This is a genomic window from Paenarthrobacter sp., from assembly GCF_031180005.1.
Lineage (GTDB): Bacteria > Actinomycetota > Actinomycetes > Actinomycetales > Micrococcaceae > Arthrobacter.
Window position 1 is genome coordinate 148,453 of the sequence record NZ_JAPSHI010000007.1, and the last position, 18,760, is coordinate 167,212.

Here is an 18,760-nt window from a genome sequence, read left to right on the forward strand (position 1 = left end):
TCGTGACGCGGATCACCCCGGATAGCGCTACATTGACTACAAATGGCCGAGACGTTTAGACGAATGTCTAAGTGCCGCTGAATAAGGCGGCACGGCAGCCGAACAGAACAGGAATCGGGGCGCAAAATGGCGATCACGGTGGCCGAACTCATCGCAGAGCCGCAGCTTGGACTCACCCTGATGGCGGGACCGGCCGGCTTGGACAACCGCATCACTTGGGCGCATACCTCGGACCTGCCCAGGCTGTGGGAGTGGGTAACCGGCGGAGAGCTCATGATGACCAATGGCCTCTCCATTCCCGCCGACGCCGAAGGGCAGGTAGCGCTTGCCGAAGCTTTGATGGACAGTGGCGCCAGCGCGTTGGCGATCGGCGAGAAGATGCACGCGCCGCCGCTCACTACGGAATTCCTGGAGGCGTGCGACCAGCTCCCGCTGCCACTGATCAACATTCCGTATCCGCTGCCGTTCATCGCGATCGCCCGTTCGGTGGCCGAATCCTCGCTGCTGGAAGAGTCGCGCCGTTTACGGCAAACGGCCCGTGTTTACGACCTTCTCCGCACCGCGGGGGCCTCCGAGGACCACTGGCAGAGCCTCGTCCAAAGGCTCGCCACCGAGCTCGATGCGGACCTGTTCGTGGTAGACCGCCGCTGCCTCCATCCCTGGCATCCCGACGGGCAACCGCTCCCGGTGTTCCTCGCCGAGGAATGGGCTCCGCTGTCCGGGCAGGTATCCCTCGCCGGGAAGAACTTCCAATGGCACCGTATCCGCGGCAGGCACGTGCTCACCATGGATATTCCCACCCATGCCAACGCGCTCCTGGTGGTGCTGCCCAACAGTGAACCGCACCCGGACGCCGTCGTACTTCTCCACGCCGCAACCGTGCTGGGGCTGCAGCTTTCGCGCATCGTTTTGTCGTTGGAAGGTCGCCACCGCCTTGCCGGCGAGTTCCTCCTGCAGGCCATGGATGGACGATTGGGTGCAGCCGAGATGGAGAGCCGGTTGGCAGCTTTCGAGGTTCCGCCCCAAAATTTCCTCATCGCTTCCATGTCAGCTAACGCCGGCGATAAAACAGCGGACACTCCCTCAGCGGACGACGGCGGCAGGCTGGCTAACGTTCATGTCGAGCTGTGGAGGCACGGGGTTGCGTCGGCGACGTTGAAGCGGAACAACAGGCTCCACGTGGTGGTCCCGGCCGATGTTTCCGACGACGTCCTGATGCACTGCGCCGGGCCGGACGCCGCCATTGGAATCAGTGCGCCGGCGGCCGTCGCCAACATCCAGCGCGCACTGCAGGAGTCCCTCTGGGCGCTAGGTTCGGCGCGTGCCAACAACCTGGGACTGATCCGTTATGCAGAGGGGCCATCGTGGCTTGGACTCACCAGTTTCGAGGAAGGAGCAGCGCTGGTCCGGCGTCTTTTGGGCCCAATTTTCGACTACGAGCAGAGCCAGGAAGGTGATCTCATTGTCACCTTGAGGACGTATTTGGACTCGCAGCGGTCGTGGCAGAAGACTGCTTCAGCGTTGTTCGCGCACCGACAAACCATCATCTACCGGATGCGGAAAATCGGCGAGCTGACGGGGCTGGACATGGGTGAAACGTCCACCGTTGCCCAATTGTGGTTTGCGCTTCAGATCCATGAAGCGATGCATCAATAGCCATGCCTTGCTTGCGCTTTTTCGAAACGACCAGCTATGGTGTGAAGCGTGTCACTCAGGTGGCGCGACGCTTTTGATCTGCGGCGGGAGAGTCCTGCCGGTACATCCAGTCAGGCGCCGTAGGAGCAAATCCTCCCCAGGAATCTCTCAGGCCCATGTACCGCCGCGGATAGGCAACTCTGGAAAGCAGTCCGGGTAACCGGGCTCACCGACGGTGCAAGCAGGCAACATTCCTGCGGAATCTCTCAGGTCCAATACAGAGCGGGGAGGAACCCACATCATCGTGGCGCTCAACGGGCGCCTGAATCATGGAGTTCCTCTTGACTGTTCAATCAACCCCCACCGCTTTCGCGGACCGGCACATCGGCGCCCGGCGCCAAGCCGACGTTGACACCATGCTCAAGGCCATCGGCTACGACTCTGTCGACGGCCTGGTAGACGTCGCCGTCCCCGATTCCATCCGCCAGGAAACTGCCCTGAAGCTGCAGGATGCCCTCACCGAGGTGCAGGTCCTCGCCGAGCTCCGTAAGCTCGCGTCCAAGAACAAAACCGCCGTCCAGATGATCGGTCAGGGCTACTACGACACCGTCACGCCTCCGGTGATCCGCCGCAATATCCTCGAAGCCCCCGCCTGGTACACGGCCTACACGCCGTACCAGCCGGAAATTTCCCAAGGCCGCCTTGAGGCACTGCTCAACTTCCAGACCATGGTGCAGGACCTCACGGGACTTCCCGTAGCCAACGCCTCCTTACTGGACGAAGCCACCGCTGTGGCTGAGGCCGTGCTGTTGATGCGCCGTGCCAACAAGAACAAGACGGCCAAGGATGGCAAGACTGTCTTGGACGCGGACCTCCTTCCGCAGACCATCGCCATCGTGAAGGGCCGGGCCGAGGCGTTGGGCTTCGAGGTACAGATTGCTGACCTTTCGGCAGGCCTTCCCGACGGCGACATCAACGGTATCGTCCTGCAGCAGCCCGGCGTTTCGGGCCGGGTTTTTGATCACTCTGGCGTGATCGCAGACGCCAAGGAACGCGGTGCGCAGGTCACCGTGGCTGCGGATCTGCTGGCGCTCACCCTCATCACGCCCCCGGGCGAACAAGGTGCGGATATCGCCGTCGGAACCGCGCAGCGCTTCGGCGTTCCGCTGTTCTTCGGTGGCCCGCACGCGGCGTACATGGCTGTCCGCGAAGGAATGGAGCGCACGCTTCCCGGCCGCATCGTCGGAGTTTCCAAGGACAACGCCGGCGTCCCCGCTTACCGCCTGGCCCTCCAGACGCGCGAGCAGCATATCCGCCGCGAGAAGGCGACGTCCAACATCTGCACCGCGCAGGCACTGCTCGCGATCGTGGCCTCGATGTATGCGGTTTACCACGGCCCCGAGGGCTTGAAAGCGATCGCCGAAACCGTTCACGGGCATGCCCGTGTTTTGGCTTCGGCCCTGCAGAAGGCCGGCCGCGAACTCGTCTCCGAGGCCTTCTTCGACACCCTCACCGTCCGCGTACCCGGCAAGGCCGACAAAGTCATTGCGGCCGCAGAAGCCCGTGGCATCAACTTGCGTCTCATCGATGCGGACACCGTTGGCGTTTCCGTTGATGAAACCACGACGCCGGAGGTCCTCTCCGCGGTGGCCGTCGCCTTTGGTGCCGGTCCGGTAGGGGATGCCGCTGGGTTCGAGCTGCCCGCCGACGTGGTCCGTACCTCCGACTTCCTGCAGCATCCGGTGTTCAACACGCACCGTTCCGAGACGCAGCTGTTGCGCTATATCCGCAAGCTGTCTGACCGGGACCTCGCCTTGGACCGCACCATGATCCCGCTGGGTTCCTGCACCATGAAGCTGAACGCCACCGCCGAGATGGAAGCTATTTCCTGGCCCGAGTTCGCCTCCATCCACCCATTCGCTCCGGACCACCAGACAGCGGGTTGGCGCGAACTGATCGAGGACCTGGAAGCCGACCTCACTGAGATCACTGGATATGATCAGGTTTCCATCCAGCCGAACGCCGGTTCCCAAGGTGAGCTCGCCGGTCTGCTGGCCATCCGCGGCTACCACCTCTCCAGAGGCGACGAGCAACGCAACGTATGCCTGATACCGGCATCAGCGCACGGCACCAACGCGGCGTCCGCTGTGCTGGCCGGAATGAAGGTTGTGGTTGTGGCCACGGCTCCTGACGGCACCATCGACCACGCAGACCTGGCCGCCAGGATCGAAGCCAACAAGGACGTCCTGTCCTGCATCATGATCACCTACCCGTCCACGCACGGTGTTTACGACGCCGATGTCCGCGAGGTGTGCGACGCGATCCACGCCGCCGGCGGGCAGGTGTACGTTGACGGTGCCAACTTGAACGCGTTGGTTGGTTTGGCGCAGCCGGGTAAGTTTGGCGGCGACGTTTCCCACCTGAACCTGCACAAGACGTTCTGTATCCCGCATGGCGGTGGCGGACCCGGCGTTGGCCCTGTTGCTGCAAAGGCGCACTTGGCTCCCTTCATGCCGGGCGACGCCAATAAAGCGGCGCATGAGGAAGGGCACGGTGTAGCCATCTCGGCTTCGCGCTATGGCTCGGCCGGTGTGCTGCCGATTTCCTGGGCTTACGTGAAGCTCATGGGCGGCCAGGGACTGACGGAAGCCACCAAGTCCGCGTTGCTTGCAGCCAACTACGTTGCCTCCCGCCTGGACGAGCACTTCCCCATCCTGTACACGGGTGAAGGCGGACTCGTTGCCCACGAATGCATCCTCGACCTCCGTGAGCTGACGGCCCGCACGGGTGTTACGGCCGAAGATGTGGCCAAGCGCCTGATCGACTTCGGCTTCCACGCTCCCACCCTCGCGTTCCCGGTTGCCGGCACCTTGATGGTGGAGCCTACAGAGTCCGAGGACCTGGCCGAGATCGACCGTTTCATCGAGGCGATGATCACCATCCGTGCGGAGATCGAGCAGGTGGCCAGCGGTGAGTTCACTGTTGAGAAGTCGCCGCTGCGCAACGCACCGCACACGGCTGCCGCCGTCGTGAGTTCTGATTGGGACCGCGACTACCCGCGTGAGCAGGCAGCGTTCCCGGTCCACCATCTCAAGCAGGACAAGTACTTCCCGCCGGTCGGCAGGGTGGACGGCGCCGCCGGTGACCGGAACCTTGTGTGCTCCTGCCCTCCCCTCACGGACTTCGAAAACTAAGGACTCCTGACATGTCTGAGAACTACACAGCCCTGTACGAGCAACACAAAAAGGCCGGTGCATCGTTTACGGACTTCGGCGGCTGGCAGATGCCCCTGAAGTATGAGTCCGAGCTCGCCGAGCACCACGCAGTCCGCAAGACCGCGGGACTCTTCGACCTCTCCCATATGGGTGAAGTATGGGTTACCGGTCCCGATGCTGCCGCTTTCCTGGACTACGCATTGGTGGGTAAATTGTCCGCGGTGGCCGTGGGAAAGGCCAAGTACTCGCTGATCTGCAACGCCGACGGCGGCATCATCGATGACCTCATTTCTTACCGTCGCCCTACTCCGGAAGAAGGCGTGGACAAGTACCTGGTGATCCCTAATGCGGGCAACGCGAAGGTTGTTGCTGCGGAGCTGCTGGAGCGCGCAGCCGGTTTCGACGTCGTGGTGGAAGATTCCTCAGCGGAGACCTCACTCATCGCAGTGCAGGGCCCGAACGCTGAAGCCATCCTGCTGACCCTTGTCCCGGCCGAACAGCACGCGCTGGTTACCGAGCTGAAGTACTACGCGGCGGTTGAGGTCTCGGTCAACGGGCAGGACCTGCTGCTGGCCCGCACTGGCTACACCGGCGAAGACGGCTTCGAGATCTACGTCCCGAACATCGATGCCGCTGGCCTCTGGGAAGCGCTGCTCGAGGTCGGCGAAGGGCACGGACTCATCCCCGCTGGCCTCGCTGCCCGCGACTCCCTGCGCCTCGAGGCCGGGATGCCCCTCTACGGCAACGAGCTCTCCCGCCACGTCAACGCCTACGCAGCAGGCCTTGGCCCGGTGGTTTCCCTGGCCAAGGAAAGCAACTTCATTGGCCGCGACGCGCTCACAGCCATCAAGGCTGCCGGCGTCGGCTCCACTCTTGGCCAGAAGCTCGTGGGCCTCAAGGGCGCCGGCCGCCGCGCGGCGCGCGCCCACTACTCGGTGCTCAAAGACGGTTCGCTCATCGGCGAAGTCACGTCCGGCCAGCCGAGCCCGACGCTCGGCTACCCGATCGCCTTGGCGTATGTCGACGTCGAGCATTCAGAACCAGGCACCATCGTGGACGTCGACCTCCGAGGCAAAGCCGAACCGTTCGAAGTGGTAGGCCTGCCGTTCTACAAGCGGGTCAAGTAAGTCCCGGCGGTGCCGACCTCCTCCGCGTCCTCGCGACCGAGCACGCGGAGGAGTTCGGTTCCCCGACACACGAACCAGCCACGATGTGCGACACAAAAGTTTCAAAACACACGAGAAGTAAGGAATTGGAATGAGCAAAGTAGTTGCCGGGCTGAAGTACTCGGCTGAACACGAGTGGGTTGCCGTCGATGGCGACGGTCCTGTGGGTATTGGGATCTCCGCGGTTGCCGCTGACGCCCTGGGCGACATTGTGTACGTGGACCTGCCCGAGGTTGGTTCCACTGTGACCGCCGGCGAGACCTGTGGCGAAGTGGAATCCACCAAGTCGGTATCGGACCTGTACTCACCCGTGACAGGCGAGGTGACCGAGATCAACGACGCCGTAGTCAGCGATCCCGCCCTCATCAACAACGAGCCCTACGGCGCCGGCTGGCTGTTCAAGGTGGCCACCACCGAAGAAGGGCCGCTCATGTCGGCCGAAGAATACGCTGCAACGAACGGTGGAGAACTGTGAACCCGGTATCTGTAACTGAGTACCAGCAAGTCGTTTCGGCGTCGTTGGACGCCCAACTGTCCGAGCTGGATCCTGAGATCGCTGCAAGGATCGACGACGAACTGGGTCGCCAACGCGACGGACTGGAAATGATCGCCTCGGAAAACCACACCGCCGTTGCCGTGATGCAGGCGCAAGGATCCGTTCTGACGAACAAATATGCTGAGGGTTACCCGGGCAAACGGTACTACGGTGGCTGCGAACACGTTGATGTGATCGAGCAACTCGCCATTGACCGCATCAAGGCCCTGTTCGGCGCGGAGTTCGCCAACGTTCAGCCGCACTCCGGTGCGCAGGCCAATGCCTCCGTGATGCACGCCCTCATCAAACCGGGCGACACCATCATGGGCCTGAACCTCGCCCACGGCGGGCACCTGACCCACGGCATGCGGATCAACTTCTCCGGCAAGCTCTACAACGTGGTTCCCTACGGCGTCCGAGAGGACACCCACACCGTGGACATGGCTGAAGTTGAGGCCTTGGCGCAAGAGCGCAAACCGGCACTCATCGTGGCCGGCTGGTCCGCTTACGCGCGGCAGCTGGACTTCGCCGAGTTCCGCCGGATCGCCGACTCCGTTGGCGCGTACCTGATGGTGGACATGGCCCACTTTGCCGGTCTGGTGGCCGCGGGCCTGCACCCCTCGCCGGTCCCGCACGCCCACGTCACCACGTCCACCACGCACAAAACCCTCGCCGGTCCTCGCGGCGGAATCATCCTTTCCAATGACGCCGACATCGCCAAGAAGATCAACTCGGCCGTGTTCCCGGGCCAGCAAGGCGGACCGCTGGAGCATGTCATCGCCGGGAAGGCCGTTGCGTTCAAGATCGCCGCTTCCGAGGAGTTCCGTGAGCGTCAGGAAAGGGTACTGGCCGGTGCCCGCATCCTCGCAGAGCGACTCGTCCAGCCCGACGTCGCCGCCAAGGGCATCAGCGTGGTCTCCGGCGGCACCGACGTGCACCTGGTCCTCGTAGACCTCCGCAACTGCGAACTCGATGGCCAGCAAGCCGAAGACCGCCTCGCAGCGATCGACATCACCGTCAACCGCAACGCCGTCCCCTTCGACCCCCGCCCGCCCATGGTCACCTCCGGCCTCCGCATCGGCACCCCTGCGTTGGCTACGCGCGGGTTCGGCGAAGAGGCGTTCCGCGAGGTTGCGGACATCATCGCCGAAGTGTTGACCGCTGACGCCGATGCGGACCTTTCCGGGCTGCGGCACCGTGTTGACGTGCTGGCAAAGGCGCACCCGCTGTACCCGGGTGTTTCGAACCTCTCGTAAGTCGACCGCGGGGTTCGGTTCGCCGTCGGGTTCGGTTCGCCTGTCGGGGCCGACTTCCTCTGCATGCTCGGACCGCCGTCGCGTAGACGCCCGCTGGGCGGACGTGATGCTCCCTTAGACGCATGCTGCCGGAGCCCGGACGCGAAGGGGCAGCTTTCGGGTCGGCAGCCCTGGATGCCGACCCCAAGGCGCCAGCTCTCGGGTCGCCAGGTTGGGGCGGGACTGGCGGGTTCGCTTGTTGTGACTAGGTCTAGCTGCCGGGGGGGTCCTCGGGCGACGGGTTGGTTTGGGAGCGTGGGGGTGTTCTGGGCCGATTCGGGGGTTGGCTGCGGGACGTGCCGTGCGCGCGGCATGTTCCGCTGGGAACCCACGAAACGGCGGTGGGGGACCACTGCCAACCCAGCCCACTTATCCCGACCACACACATTTAGTTAGGAAAAACCATGGCCGTTGGGGTCTTTGATCTGTTCTCTGTGGGTATTGGCCCGTCGAGCTCTCACACTGTGGGGCCGATGCGTGCCGGGGCGGTGTTTGCCCGGGAGTTGCGTGAGTCCGGGGTGCTCGAATCCGTTACCGGGTTGCGGGTTGACCTGTATGGCTCGTTGGCTGCCACGGGCAAGGGGCACGGGACTTTTACGGCCGTCTTGCTAGGGCTTGAGGGCTACGATCCCGAGGAGATCCTCCCTGACCAGGTCGAGGAACGCCTGGCATCCATTGCTGAGACGGGGAAGCTCAACCTCGCTGGCGGTACGCTCCTCGACTATGCGGTGGAGGATATGGTGTTGCATCCGTTGACGGTGTTGCCGCGGCATACGAATGGGATGAAGTTTGTTGTGTCTGATGCTGAGGGGAGCGTTCTGCGGGAGGCGACGTTCTTTTCGGTCGGTGGTGGGTTCATTGTCCGTGAGGGTGAGGAGAACGCTGCGCAGCAGGAGTTGGAGGAGTCCAAGAAGGAGTTGCCGTTGCCGTTCAGGACGGCGGCGGAGTTGCTGGGCCGGTGTTCCTCGAAGGGTTTGGGTATCAGCGACATCATGTTCATTAATGAGCGTGCGTCGCGGTCTGAGGAGGATATCCGGGAGGGTTTGCTGCATATTTGGTCCGTGATGGAGGCCTGTGTTGAAACGTCTTTGAAGCGTGAGGGTGTGTTGCCCGGAGGGTTGAAGGTTCGTCGTCGTTCTCCTGATTGGTTGGAGCGGTTGTTGAAGGAGGACAAGGACCGGAACGATCCGAAGTATTGGCAGGAGTGGGTGAACCTGATCGCGTTGGCGGTCAATGAGGAGAACGCTTCTGGTGGTCGGGTGGTGACGGCACCGACGAATGGTGCTGCGGGGATTATTCCGGCGGTGCTGTATTACGCGTTGAATTACGCGCCGGGGATGGATCAGGCCACGCAGGCCGATAAGGACGATGTGGTGGTGAAGTTCCTGCTTACTGCGGGTGCGGTGGGTGTGTTGTATAAGGAGCAGGCGTCCATTTCGGGGGCTGAGGTGGGGTGTCAGGGTGAGGTGGGTTCGGCGTCGTCGATGGCTGCTGCGGGGTTGGCTGAGGTGATGGGTGGTACGCCGGGTCAGGTGGAGAACGCGGCGGAGATCGCGATGGAACATAATCTGGGGTTGACGTGTGATCCGATTGGGGGGTTGGTGCAGATTCCGTGTATTGAGCGGAACGCGATTGCTGCGGCGAAGGCGATCAACGCGGCGAAGATGGCGTTGTGGGGTGATGGGACGCATCGGGTGTCGTTGGATGAGGTGATCGTGACCATGCGTGAAACGGGCAAGGACATGTCCTCCAAGTACAAGGAAACCGCGATGGGCGGCCTGGCCGTCAACGTCGTCGAATGCTGACACTTACCTGCGTTGCGTGGCCTGCTTAGCGCGATTGAACGCCCTTGAAGGGCGCATAGCGGGCCTGGCAACGGACAAAATGAAACAACCAACAAGGAAGAAACTCATGACACTCGCACCTGAAGGCCGTAAGTTGCTGCGCGTTGAGCAGCGTAACTCGGCGGTCCCGGTTGAACGTAAGCCTGAGTGGATCAAGGCCAAGGTCCAGATGGGGCCGGAGTTCGTCCAGCTCAAGAACCTGGTGAAGAAGGAAGGCCTGCACACGGTGTGTGAAGAGGCCGGTTGCCCGAACATTTTCGAGTGCTGGGAAGACAAGGAAGCGACGTTCCTGATCGGCGGGTCCGAGTGCACCCGTCGCTGTGATTTCTGCCAGATCGACACCGGCAAACCCTCCCCGGTGGACATGTTCGAACCCACCAAGGTGGCCCGCAGTGTGCAGGCGATGCAGCTGCGCTACGCGACCGTGACCGGGGTGGCCCGTGATGACCTGGCCGATGAGGGTGTGTGGTTGTACGCCGAAACGGTCCGGAAAATCCATGAACTGAACCCGGGCACCGGCGTGGAGTTGTTGATCCCTGATTTTTCCGGCAAGCCCGAGCACATCGCGGCGATCTGTGATTCCAAGCCCGAGGTGTTCGCGCACAACGTGGAGACCGTGCCGAGGATTTTCAAGCGGATCCGTCCGGCGTTCCGGTACGAGCGGTCCTTGGATGTGATCACCCAGGGCCGTGACCTTGGCATGGTGACCAAGTCCAACCTGATCCTGGGCATGGGCGAGACGCGCGAGGAAATCTCCGAGGCGTTGCGGGATCTGCATGCTGCCGGCTGTGATTTGATCACGATCACCCAGTACCTGCGCCCGTCCGAGCGGCATTTGCCGGTGGACCGGTGGGTCAAGCCGCAGGAGTTCGTGGACCTCCAGCACGAGGCCGAAGAGATCGGGTTCCTCGGTGTGATGTCGGGCCCGTTGGTGCGGTCCTCGTACCGGGCCGGGCGTCTGTGGGCCACCGCGATGCGGAAGAAGGGCTGGGAAATCCCGGCTGCCCTGGCCCACATCGAGTCCTCCGGCACCACCCGCCAGGAAGCCTCCACCATCCTCGCCGCCCACGGCTAAGCAGCCACGCAACAGCAGCCTCGCAGAGCACCTTAGGGACTCTCCATGCTCCCTACCCGTGTTGAAATCGTTCCCACCGATGGCATTGTTGATGCCGTTGGCAAGGCAGTACCAACAGACACCACCATCAGCATCCCTTGCCTTCCGCACCACGGCATCGTGCCAACGCTCCGCGCCGCGGTACAGCTCAGCGAACTTGGCTACACCGTGGTTCCGCACTTGGCCGCAAAGTGCGTTGAAAGCGAACAACAGCTGCAAGGGATCCTGCGGAATCGCGAGAATGCGGGCATCACCGAAGTGTTCGCCATTGGTGGGGACGCGACGCAGTCAACTGGCCCCTATGCCACAGGCGGCGAACTGCTGAGGGACATCGTGGACATCACCAGCGGCCGGGTGAGGGTTGGAGTGGCGGGCTACCCGAGGGACACCCGAACATCACCGGTCTCCAACTCGTGGAGGCGTTGGTGGAGAAGCAGGAACTGGCCAGCGGGATAGTCACCCAGATGTGCTTACTCACCGGAAGCGCTGATCCACGAGCTGGCGGAACGTCCTGGCATCGACGGCATCCAGCTCTACAGCTTCAACTCTCGGGACGCCCTCCCACAGCCGGCCTGACGTGCCTGTGGGCTACCCCATGAGGTGATGAGGGGCACTATCTGCGCCCTATGGAGGGGGAGCCCCAAAACCCGGGCGTAACCTTAAGCGGACGCCAGCGCCGCCGTCGTACGTTTGATCCTGCGACGAAAGGCGAGCTGCCACTTGAAGGCTGTAGCGGAAATGTTCACGATGGGTCCTGGAAACAAGGACCACCATCCCGCATTCCGCTGCGCTGTAGGTGTGTTTGTTCCGCTAATTACGTTGACCCTGCTGGGACGACTGGATCTGGCAGTGTTCGCATCGTTCGGTGCGTTCACCGGAATTTATGGCAGGAACGAGCCCCACAGCGTGCGTTTCCGGAGCCAGTTGCGCGCCGGCGGCTTCATGCTTTTGATCGTTCTTCTGGCCACACTCATGGCCCGCTTTGCGCAAACCGCGGGAATCGAAGGTGCAGCTTATTCCTGGCTCCTGACGGCAGCCACCACTGTGGTGGCGGGTGCATGTTCCGTGGTTGTGGCTGCTTGGCGGCTCCGGCCAGGCGGCTCGCTCTTTCACATTTTTGCCTTCGCTGCCATTGCCTCAATCGCAGCGCAACCTCCCCTCTGGGAAGCGATGCTGGTGGCGGTTGGGACTACGGTCTTTTGCCTGCTGATCGGTATGTCGTCGCGCGTGCTCAAGAGCCACAGGACTCCGTGGAAACGGCCGCCCCGTATCCGTCACACCGCAGCTGAACGTCAGGCGATCTGGCTTGAGGGCGGTGGCTACCTCGTGGCCGCAGGCCTGGCGGGGACCATCGCAACGTTGGTAGGGGAACGGCTCGGGTTCGGGCATACCTATTGGGCCATGGTGGCGGCTGTGGTTCCGTTGGTTGGTCACTCGACGCGTCACAGGGTCAGCCGTGGCATCCAAAGGATCGCGGGAACGGTGATCGGACTAGTGCTGATGGCTGGCATTCTCTGGCTCAACCCGGCACCTTGGGCCATGGTGCTGGTCATTGCCGCGTGCCAGTTCGGGGCGGAGATGTTCATCGCGCGCCAGTATCTGGTGGCGCAGGTCTTCGTGACGCCGCTGGCCTTGATCGCGACGCTGTTGGCGGCGCCGGTGGATCCTGCTTTGCTGCTGCGTGACCGCATCGTCGAGACTGTCATCGGCGCCGTCGTCGGAGTTGCGGTAGTAGTGGCTCCGGCTGTTTGGCGCCGCCTGCGGGCAAGCGGTCCGGGCGATTAAGCTCTGAAGCGTCGAGGGTGGTCAGCAGCGCCTGAGCAAATCACCTAGGATCAATTGTTTAGACAAGCGAGATACATGTCTATCAAAGGACTGGTGATGAGTGACAAAAGTGAACGCCAGGGCTATTGGTACGGGCTGGAGAGTCGCAAGCAGATGGGTGCCGTGGACGTGCTGAATGCACTCAGGGACTACCGTTCAGCCGAAGCTGACATGCGGCGGCGAACCCAGGCTTCCATGGGGATGGGTGAAACGGACCTCATGGCGCTCCGCTACTTGCTGGAAGCCGAGCGTGCGGGCCGGGACGTGGGCCCCAAGGAGCTGACGGTCCGCTTGGGAATGACCTCCGCTTCCATGACCTCGCTGGTGGATCGGCTGGTCAGGTCGGGCTATGTCACCAGGGAGCCGCACCCCAGTGATCGGCGAGCAATCATTCTACGGCCAACTCCAGGATCGGACCAGGAGGTCCGCAACACGTTGGGAGATATGCATGCCCGCATGATGGAGGTGGCGAGCACCCTTAATGCGCGGGATTCTGCGGTAGTGGTGGACTTTCTCAGGCGTATGCGTGGGGCGATTGACGGCATCGCCATCTAACCTCGACTGGACTTAAGTAGTAAGTACACATATAACTAGATAGCCAAGCTACTTACTAGGGAATGTGTGGGAGAGAACGATGACAGTCGCGCTGCGTGAACCAAGCTCCACACCAGTGGCTGACAACACCGTGGACATGTTCACGGAACAGGCTATCCCCCAGGGACCCGTGCACTGCGGTTCCCATATGGCAATCTCCGCCGGGCCATCCTACGACTCCATGCAGTGGGTCTCGGTCGAGCCGATCTGGCCGGAGTGGGCCTGCGGTTGCGGCTTTCGGATGGATATTGACTCCCTGGACCCCGTGAGCGGTGTCTGGATTGCGGCCCTCCGCCGCCAGAGCCTGCAGCATGAACTGGCGGTTGCCCAGAACACCCTCGAGCTGACGTTCAAAAAGGCGGTCGACGCCGGTGTCGATCCTCGCGCTCTGGCCAACGTGACCGGAGTGCCTGCCACCGAAATCGAAGCCCTCCTTCAGTGACGCTCCTTGACCGGGCGGCCGTCCGCGCTGATCGCGGGGCCGCTGGAATCGGTCGGCAGATGGCCCGAGCCGATCGCAGGACAACAAGTGCCGGCGCTGTGCTCCCTGAGGTGGTGCTTGGAGGACGCTACCGACTCGGCGCCCAGCTTGGCGGAGGTTCGGAAGCGTATGTCAACGAGGCCTGGGACCTGCTATCAGACAAGCCGGTAGCGGTGAAAATTTTCAGGTCAACGGACTCCATGGACAATGCCCCTTTTCGGCGGGAGCTGGAAATCCATGGACGGTTGCGGCACAAGAATATCGTCAGGGTCCTCGACTCCGGAAACATGGAAGGCGATAAAACCGTCGGCAGCCAGGAAAGCCGCAACTTCGTGGTGATGGAGCTGGTAGATGGCAAGGACCTGCGAGGATTCCTGCAGGAAAATCCCGCTTCTCCTGAGCAAACGGCAGCCTGGATGACCGATATCGCCCGCGCCTTGGCACACGTTCATCGCAGGGGAATTGTCCATAACGACATCAAGCCCGGCAACATCCTGATCGACTTCGCGTCGGACCCTGGTCTTGGAGTCGCGAAACTGGCGGACTTCGGAATTGCACTCAACGGACGTCACGCGGCGCCCAACTCTTCCTCGGGCACACCGCACTATCTCAGCCCCGAAGAGGTGTGCGGCGGAACGTCCACAACCGCCAGCGACATCTACTCGCTGGGCCTGGTTGCACTCGAATGCCTGACCGGAACCAAAGCGTTCCCAGGCCCTCCCCTCGAGTCCATGGTGGCAAGGACTCTGGGGGAACCTCGAATTCCCGGCACGGTGCGGCGGCGCTGGTCCATGGTGCTTCATGCCATGACAGACCCCGATCCTGCCGGCAGGCCGTCTGCCAGCCACGCCGTCGGTATGCTCCGACGGCTCAACTGGTAGCCAACAATCAGGCCGATAGCGGCATGCGTCCTTATGCCGAACTGGGGCCTCCTTATGAAAGAGAGAACGAAAAATGGGAATCATCGGTTGGATTGTTTTGGGTTTGATTGCCGGCGCCATCGCAAAGGCCATTAAGCCCGGCAAGCAGGGTGGCGGCTGGATCGCCACGATCCTCCTCGGCATCGTGGGTGCCGTGCTTGGCGGTTGGATCGGCAGCGCTCTCTTCAATGTGGGTATCAACGAGTTCTGGTCGCTGTCCACGTGGCTGCTCGCGATCGGCGGCGCGCTGCTGGTCCTCATCATTTGGGGACTGGTCACGCGCAAGAAGGCCTAACTGCCTGAACGCCAAGAGGCCCCGACGCTGCTGCAGGTTCTGCAGGGTCGGGGCCTCTTTGCTGTGTTCCAGCGTTATCCGGCGGAGTAGCCGAGTGCCAGAAGCAGGGCGGCAGTGATGGAGGCGTAGGGCCCGAGTAGGCCCGTTCGACGTCCTTCAGCCTAGATCCGGGTTCCTGCCGCAGGGTCACCTCATTAGGGTGAGTGATGGGCGTTCTCCGAGGCCACGGCTACGGTAGGTATCCGGTCTTGTAGGCTGCTGCAACAGCGTCATGCCGTGAACCGGCTCCCAGCTTCGAATAAATAAGGCGAATGTGAGTCTTCACAGTGTTCACGGAAAGGTGGAGTTCCGCTGCCATCTGTTCCTGCGATAAATGGGACGGCAGAAGCGTGAGGACCTCACGTTCCCTCGGAGTCAAGGACTGCGCTCGCCGGGCGTCAGCCGGTGGGTGCAAAGCAAGCAGTCGTTGGGCTAGTGCCTCTTGGGGGCCGAAGGTACCAACCCTTTCCACCAAGAGGTCAATGACCTCTTGGGGAGCGATTGCCAACGGCCGCAGGACGTCCAATTCGTCGGCTATATGCAGGGCTTCCTCCAGGAGTTTGCCGGCCAGCGTCCTCCGTCCCGTCCGGATGGCCATGAAACATTCCAAGACGTTCACGTGTAGCCGGGTCCATTCCAGCACTGGCTTCACCGCGCCGGTGTGGAGTGGCCGCAGGCGGTCGACGGCTGCGTCGAAGCGGCTGATCCCCGCTGGTCCCTGAGCGCGCAAGAGGCAAAGCTCCCCCGTGCCCTGAATCCGATCCTCGGCCCATTCCAGGACCTCACGGCCATGGTCGGAGTGGCCCAGCGCCAGCGCGGCCGTGTGCTCAATGACGGATATGCAAGCAGCTAGTGGCTGTGCAAAGAGGTGGTCCTTGCCGATGCGCAGCCTGGCTTGGCGCATGCCCTCGAGGGCGTTCCGCCTGTCTCCTGAATCCATGTGGGCGCAAGCGGTGACTATTTCCAAGGTGGCACGCATGGCAGATCCGGCTCCCTTGGAGGAAGACCCGAGTTGTCCGAGTTCGGAAATGCCCGTTGCGGCGAACTGCAGGGCTTCGACCGGTTCAGCGCGGAGAAGAGCCGCCGACGCGTGCATGAGGGCTCCAACCGATCTTCCGGCTCCCGCTGTCCACGCTTGCATCGGAAGCTTGTCCTCCGCGAGCTGCAGGAAGCCACTGGCACGGCGTAACTGGCCTTGCAACGAGTGGGTGGCCGCGAGTTTGAGGTAGATCTTGCCCGTGAGGTAGGCGTTACCGGTCTCAGTGGCGTCGATCAGGGCTGCGGCAGCCTCGTTCTCCGCCGTTCCATATTTCCCCTCCACCAGAGCGGCAGTGACTTTAACCATCCTCGCCTCGATGCGGATACCGCTTTGCCTCGAGAAACGTAGGGCAGCGTAGTCCGCCGTGGCCTGCGGGTCCTGGTCCTCCCACCCATCGCTGAACCAGGAAAGGCGTGCTCTTGCCAACGCCTGCAATTCGCGGAGTTCGGGAGGTGAATCTTCGGCCTGGTTTCGATTGGCTGCGACCATGTAGCGGGTGGCGGTGGTGGGCTGACGGCTTTCCACGTGGGCCAGGGCGGCAACCACGCAGAGCTTCTGGCTTCCGGCGAAGGCTGTATCAGGCAAGACCGCAATCGCACGGCGGACCTGCAAAACTTCCCCGGATCCCAGGAGAGCTGCGCCGTGCTTTTCAAGAACTCCAACGATCAGGCCGACGTCCGTGGAGTCCATGGCATGCCTAAGCGCCGCTTCGGGTTCGCGGGCATGTTCATGCCACTGCGCAGCTATCCGGTTGTAGCTGAGCAGCGCGTCGGGCTCCTTGCGGGCCAGTTCGGCCCTGAAGAACGCCCGGATCATGGGATGGACCACGAAGACTTTCCGTCCGCTGCCTGCCGACTCCACAAGATCACGGTCATCCGCCAAGCTTGTGAGGATGCCTCCGGCATACCGATGACCAGCCAAGGTGTTGGCTTGGGCTGCGACTACTACGCGGCACACGCTGGTACTGGAAAGGACTTGCCGTTCCTCATCGGAAAGCGTGCGGAAGATCTGGTGGTTCAAGTAGTCGGAGAGCTCCCGGCTGTTGGCCGCGAGGTCTCCCAACGGGGCATCGGGATCCGCGGCTTCGCGCAGGTAACGCAAGGCCAGGACCACACACGCCGGCCAGCCAGCGGTCTGCCTGAACAGCTCGCGCAGTTGATGCATCCCCATCAGGGTGGTTGTCTTTGCTGCGAGTACGTTGGTGTCGTCCAGAGTGAAGGCGAGATCTTTCGCGCGTAGTTCCACGATGCGTCCGCCGAGACGAAACGGACCGGGGTCCACCGCAATGTTGTCCCGGTACGCCAACGCCAGCTGAATGGTGAGGCCGGCTTGGTTTAGCAGCGCCGGAATCCAGCGGTCCCGTTCATCCCGGGCGAAGCCGTCCACTCCGTCGATGACCAGGCGAACAGTGGAGCCGATAGCGATCAGCTCCTGGGCCAGATCTCCAAGGACGTCCACTGCATTGTCTTCGTCTCCGGAAAATTGCCTGAGTGCACCGGGCGGGATGGCCGGGCAGTGCCTGAGCGCCTGCAATATCGCGGGCCACAGCGCTTCCCTGTTGTGTTGGTTGGGGCTGGCCCACGCCACTTTGTGGGCCTGACTCTCCAGCCACTGGCTCAAGAGCACTGTTTTTCCGTACCCGGCGGGGGCGCAGATGAGGACGGTGTCGGCCGTGCAATCGAGCTTGGCCATGAGACGGGATCGAGCCAATAGTGCCAAGGGCGGCCGGGGGACCACGGTTGGCTTCAGGCTCAAGAGGTCCGGGCGGGTACCACCTTGGTCGTCCACTCCTTCAGTGTAGGGGCGGGCCATCGAGGATTCACCCGGTAAAGGCGATCCGCGTGGCGGCCATAGGACGTAAGGATGAACATGGCGGCCGTGAGACGCTTGGACGAGGCCCGGGAGAGGGGTTTCACCGTGCAGGCTTTTAAGGACATCATGAGTGCTGCGGATTCGGGGTGGGTCTACCCGCTCGGAGCGATCTTCGTGGCTTTGTCGGCCCTCTTCCCTCCGATTCCCACTACCTCCTTGTTCGTGGCGTTGGGTGCTCTTTCCGCCACAGATAATCTTCCGAACGGGTTCCTGTTGGTGGTGGCTATGCTGGCCGGTGCCGTGGGGGGAGACCTCGGCGCCTATGAGCTGGTTCGGCGTCGGGATATGGCCAATTGGAAGCTACTCCGTGGTCCGCGCGCGGAGAAGGCTTTGCACGCCTCCCGGGAGCGCCTGGCCAAGCACGCGGCCTCGTGGGTCCTGACGTCCAGGTTCGTTCCCATGGGACGGCTGACCATGAACGTGGCCAGTGCCATCACACCGGTTCCACGAGGCAGGTTCATCCTTTACTCGCTTGCTGCCGGCATTTTGTGGTCTGTGTACTCCGTTGGCATTGGCGCCCTCTCCGGTCTCTTGCCTGGGTTGTCCACCGAGTTCGCAGTGGTCATCGCCATAGCCTTCTCGCTGCTGCTGGGCCGGGCAATCAGTGCCGGAGTGACGTGGTATCTGCAGTTGGATGACTGACTTAATCCAGCTGCGCCATTGGACGGATGGCCCGCTACTGAAGTGATGAAGTCAGGCGGGCCAGGTTATCCAATGGCAACAGGGTTTCGGACTCGCTGTACCAGTCAGTGACAAACACTGCATCGAGCTCCCGCACCACTGGGCCTTCCAAACGCACCATCAATTCGTGCCATTGAAGGCCCCGCCTCATGTTGCTTTTCTTGTTGTAGGAAGCGTCGATCAGGTTTTGTGAACCCGTGTAGCCCACACT

15 protein-coding genes, 1 pseudogene and 1 riboswitch are annotated in these 18,760 nt (G+C 62.4%); of the genes and pseudogenes, 14 read left to right on the top strand and 2 right to left on the bottom strand.

Translation table 11 applies throughout. From position 1 onward, the window contains the following. Positions 1–126: 126 nt before the first annotated feature. The 13 genes from RIF72_RS07740 to RIF72_RS07800 all read left to right on the top strand — a co-directional run bounded on the left by RIF72_RS07740 (position 127) and on the right by RIF72_RS07800 (position 14,918). Positions 127–1,656, top strand: a complete 1,530-nt coding sequence (locus RIF72_RS07740) for a PucR family transcriptional regulator (RefSeq protein ID WP_309074256.1) — start codon at positions 127–129, stop codon at positions 1,654–1,656. A gap of 74 nt (positions 1,657–1,730) precedes the next feature. Then, positions 1,731–1,829, top strand: a riboswitch (glycine riboswitch). Between the two features lie 147 nt (positions 1,830–1,976). Then, positions 1,977–4,829, top strand: a complete 2,853-nt coding sequence (gcvP, locus tag RIF72_RS07745; protein ID WP_309074257.1) for an aminomethyl-transferring glycine dehydrogenase — start codon at positions 1,977–1,979, stop codon at positions 4,827–4,829. 11 nt (positions 4,830–4,840) lie between these two features. Beyond that, positions 4,841–5,977, top strand: coding sequence for a glycine cleavage system aminomethyltransferase GcvT (gcvT, locus tag RIF72_RS07750; protein WP_309074258.1), 1,137 nt, complete (start codon positions 4,841–4,843; stop codon positions 5,975–5,977). A 130-nt stretch (positions 5,978–6,107) separates the two neighbouring features. Then, a complete protein-coding gene (gene gcvH, locus RIF72_RS07755; protein WP_309074259.1) occupies positions 6,108–6,491 on the top strand; it encodes a glycine cleavage system protein GcvH in 384 nt (127 codons plus the stop codon). Beyond that, positions 6,488–7,807: a serine hydroxymethyltransferase gene (glyA, locus tag RIF72_RS07760; RefSeq protein WP_309074260.1), complete on the top strand. Its 1,320-nt coding sequence runs from the start codon at positions 6,488–6,490 to the stop codon at positions 7,805–7,807. Before gcvH ends, glyA begins: the two co-directional genes overlap by 4 nt. A gap of 443 nt (positions 7,808–8,250) precedes the next feature. Continuing rightward, positions 8,251–9,651, top strand: coding sequence for an L-serine ammonia-lyase (locus tag RIF72_RS07765; RefSeq protein ID WP_309074261.1), 1,401 nt, complete (start codon positions 8,251–8,253; stop codon positions 9,649–9,651). 106 nt (positions 9,652–9,757) lie between these two features. Next, positions 9,758–10,765 carry a lipoyl synthase gene (gene lipA / locus RIF72_RS07770; RefSeq protein WP_011774451.1) on the top strand — a complete coding sequence of 336 codons (1,008 nt, stop codon included), beginning with the start codon at positions 9,758–9,760 and terminating at the stop codon, positions 10,763–10,765. A gap of 45 nt (positions 10,766–10,810) precedes the next feature. After that, positions 10,811–11,260, top strand: coding sequence for a hypothetical protein (locus RIF72_RS07775; protein ID WP_309074262.1), 450 nt, complete (start codon positions 10,811–10,813; stop codon positions 11,258–11,260). A gap of 264 nt (positions 11,261–11,524) precedes the next feature. Continuing rightward, positions 11,525–12,589, top strand: a complete 1,065-nt coding sequence (locus RIF72_RS07780; RefSeq protein ID WP_309074263.1) for an FUSC family protein — start codon at positions 11,525–11,527, stop codon at positions 12,587–12,589. 96 nt (positions 12,590–12,685) lie between these two features. Continuing rightward, on the top strand, positions 12,686–13,183 hold the full coding sequence (locus tag RIF72_RS07785) for a MarR family transcriptional regulator (protein ID WP_309074264.1): 498 nt from the start codon (positions 12,686–12,688) through the stop codon (positions 13,181–13,183). A 79-nt stretch (positions 13,184–13,262) separates the two neighbouring features. Then, a complete protein-coding gene (locus RIF72_RS07790; protein ID WP_309074265.1) occupies positions 13,263–13,664 on the top strand; it encodes a hypothetical protein in 402 nt (133 codons plus the stop codon). Further along, entirely contained in the window at positions 13,661–14,584 is a 924-nt protein-coding gene (locus tag RIF72_RS07795) for a serine/threonine-protein kinase (RefSeq protein ID WP_309074266.1), read from the top strand. Before RIF72_RS07790 ends, RIF72_RS07795 begins: the two co-directional genes overlap by 4 nt. A 73-nt stretch (positions 14,585–14,657) precedes the next feature. Beyond that, entirely contained in the window at positions 14,658–14,918 is a 261-nt protein-coding gene (locus RIF72_RS07800; RefSeq protein WP_011776589.1) for a GlsB/YeaQ/YmgE family stress response membrane protein, read from the top strand. 229 nt (positions 14,919–15,147) lie between these two features. Here RIF72_RS07800 and RIF72_RS07805 read toward each other — a convergent pair whose 3' ends face one another. After that, positions 15,148–17,784 carry a LuxR C-terminal-related transcriptional regulator gene (locus RIF72_RS07805; RefSeq protein ID WP_309074267.1) on the bottom strand — a complete coding sequence of 879 codons (2,637 nt, stop codon included), beginning with the start codon at positions 17,782–17,784 and terminating at the stop codon, positions 15,148–15,150. 81 nt (positions 17,785–17,865) lie between these two features. On the opposite strand from RIF72_RS07805, the gene RIF72_RS07810 reads away from it, so the two are divergent. Then, positions 17,866–18,510: a VTT domain-containing protein gene (locus tag RIF72_RS07810; RefSeq protein ID WP_309074268.1), complete on the top strand. Its 645-nt coding sequence runs from the start codon at positions 17,866–17,868 to the stop codon at positions 18,508–18,510. 34 nt (positions 18,511–18,544) lie between these two features. On the opposite strand, the pseudogene RIF72_RS07815 reads toward RIF72_RS07810, so the two are convergent. Then, positions 18,545–18,760: pseudogene (locus tag RIF72_RS07815) on the bottom strand (cardiolipin synthase A); the annotation flags it as partial.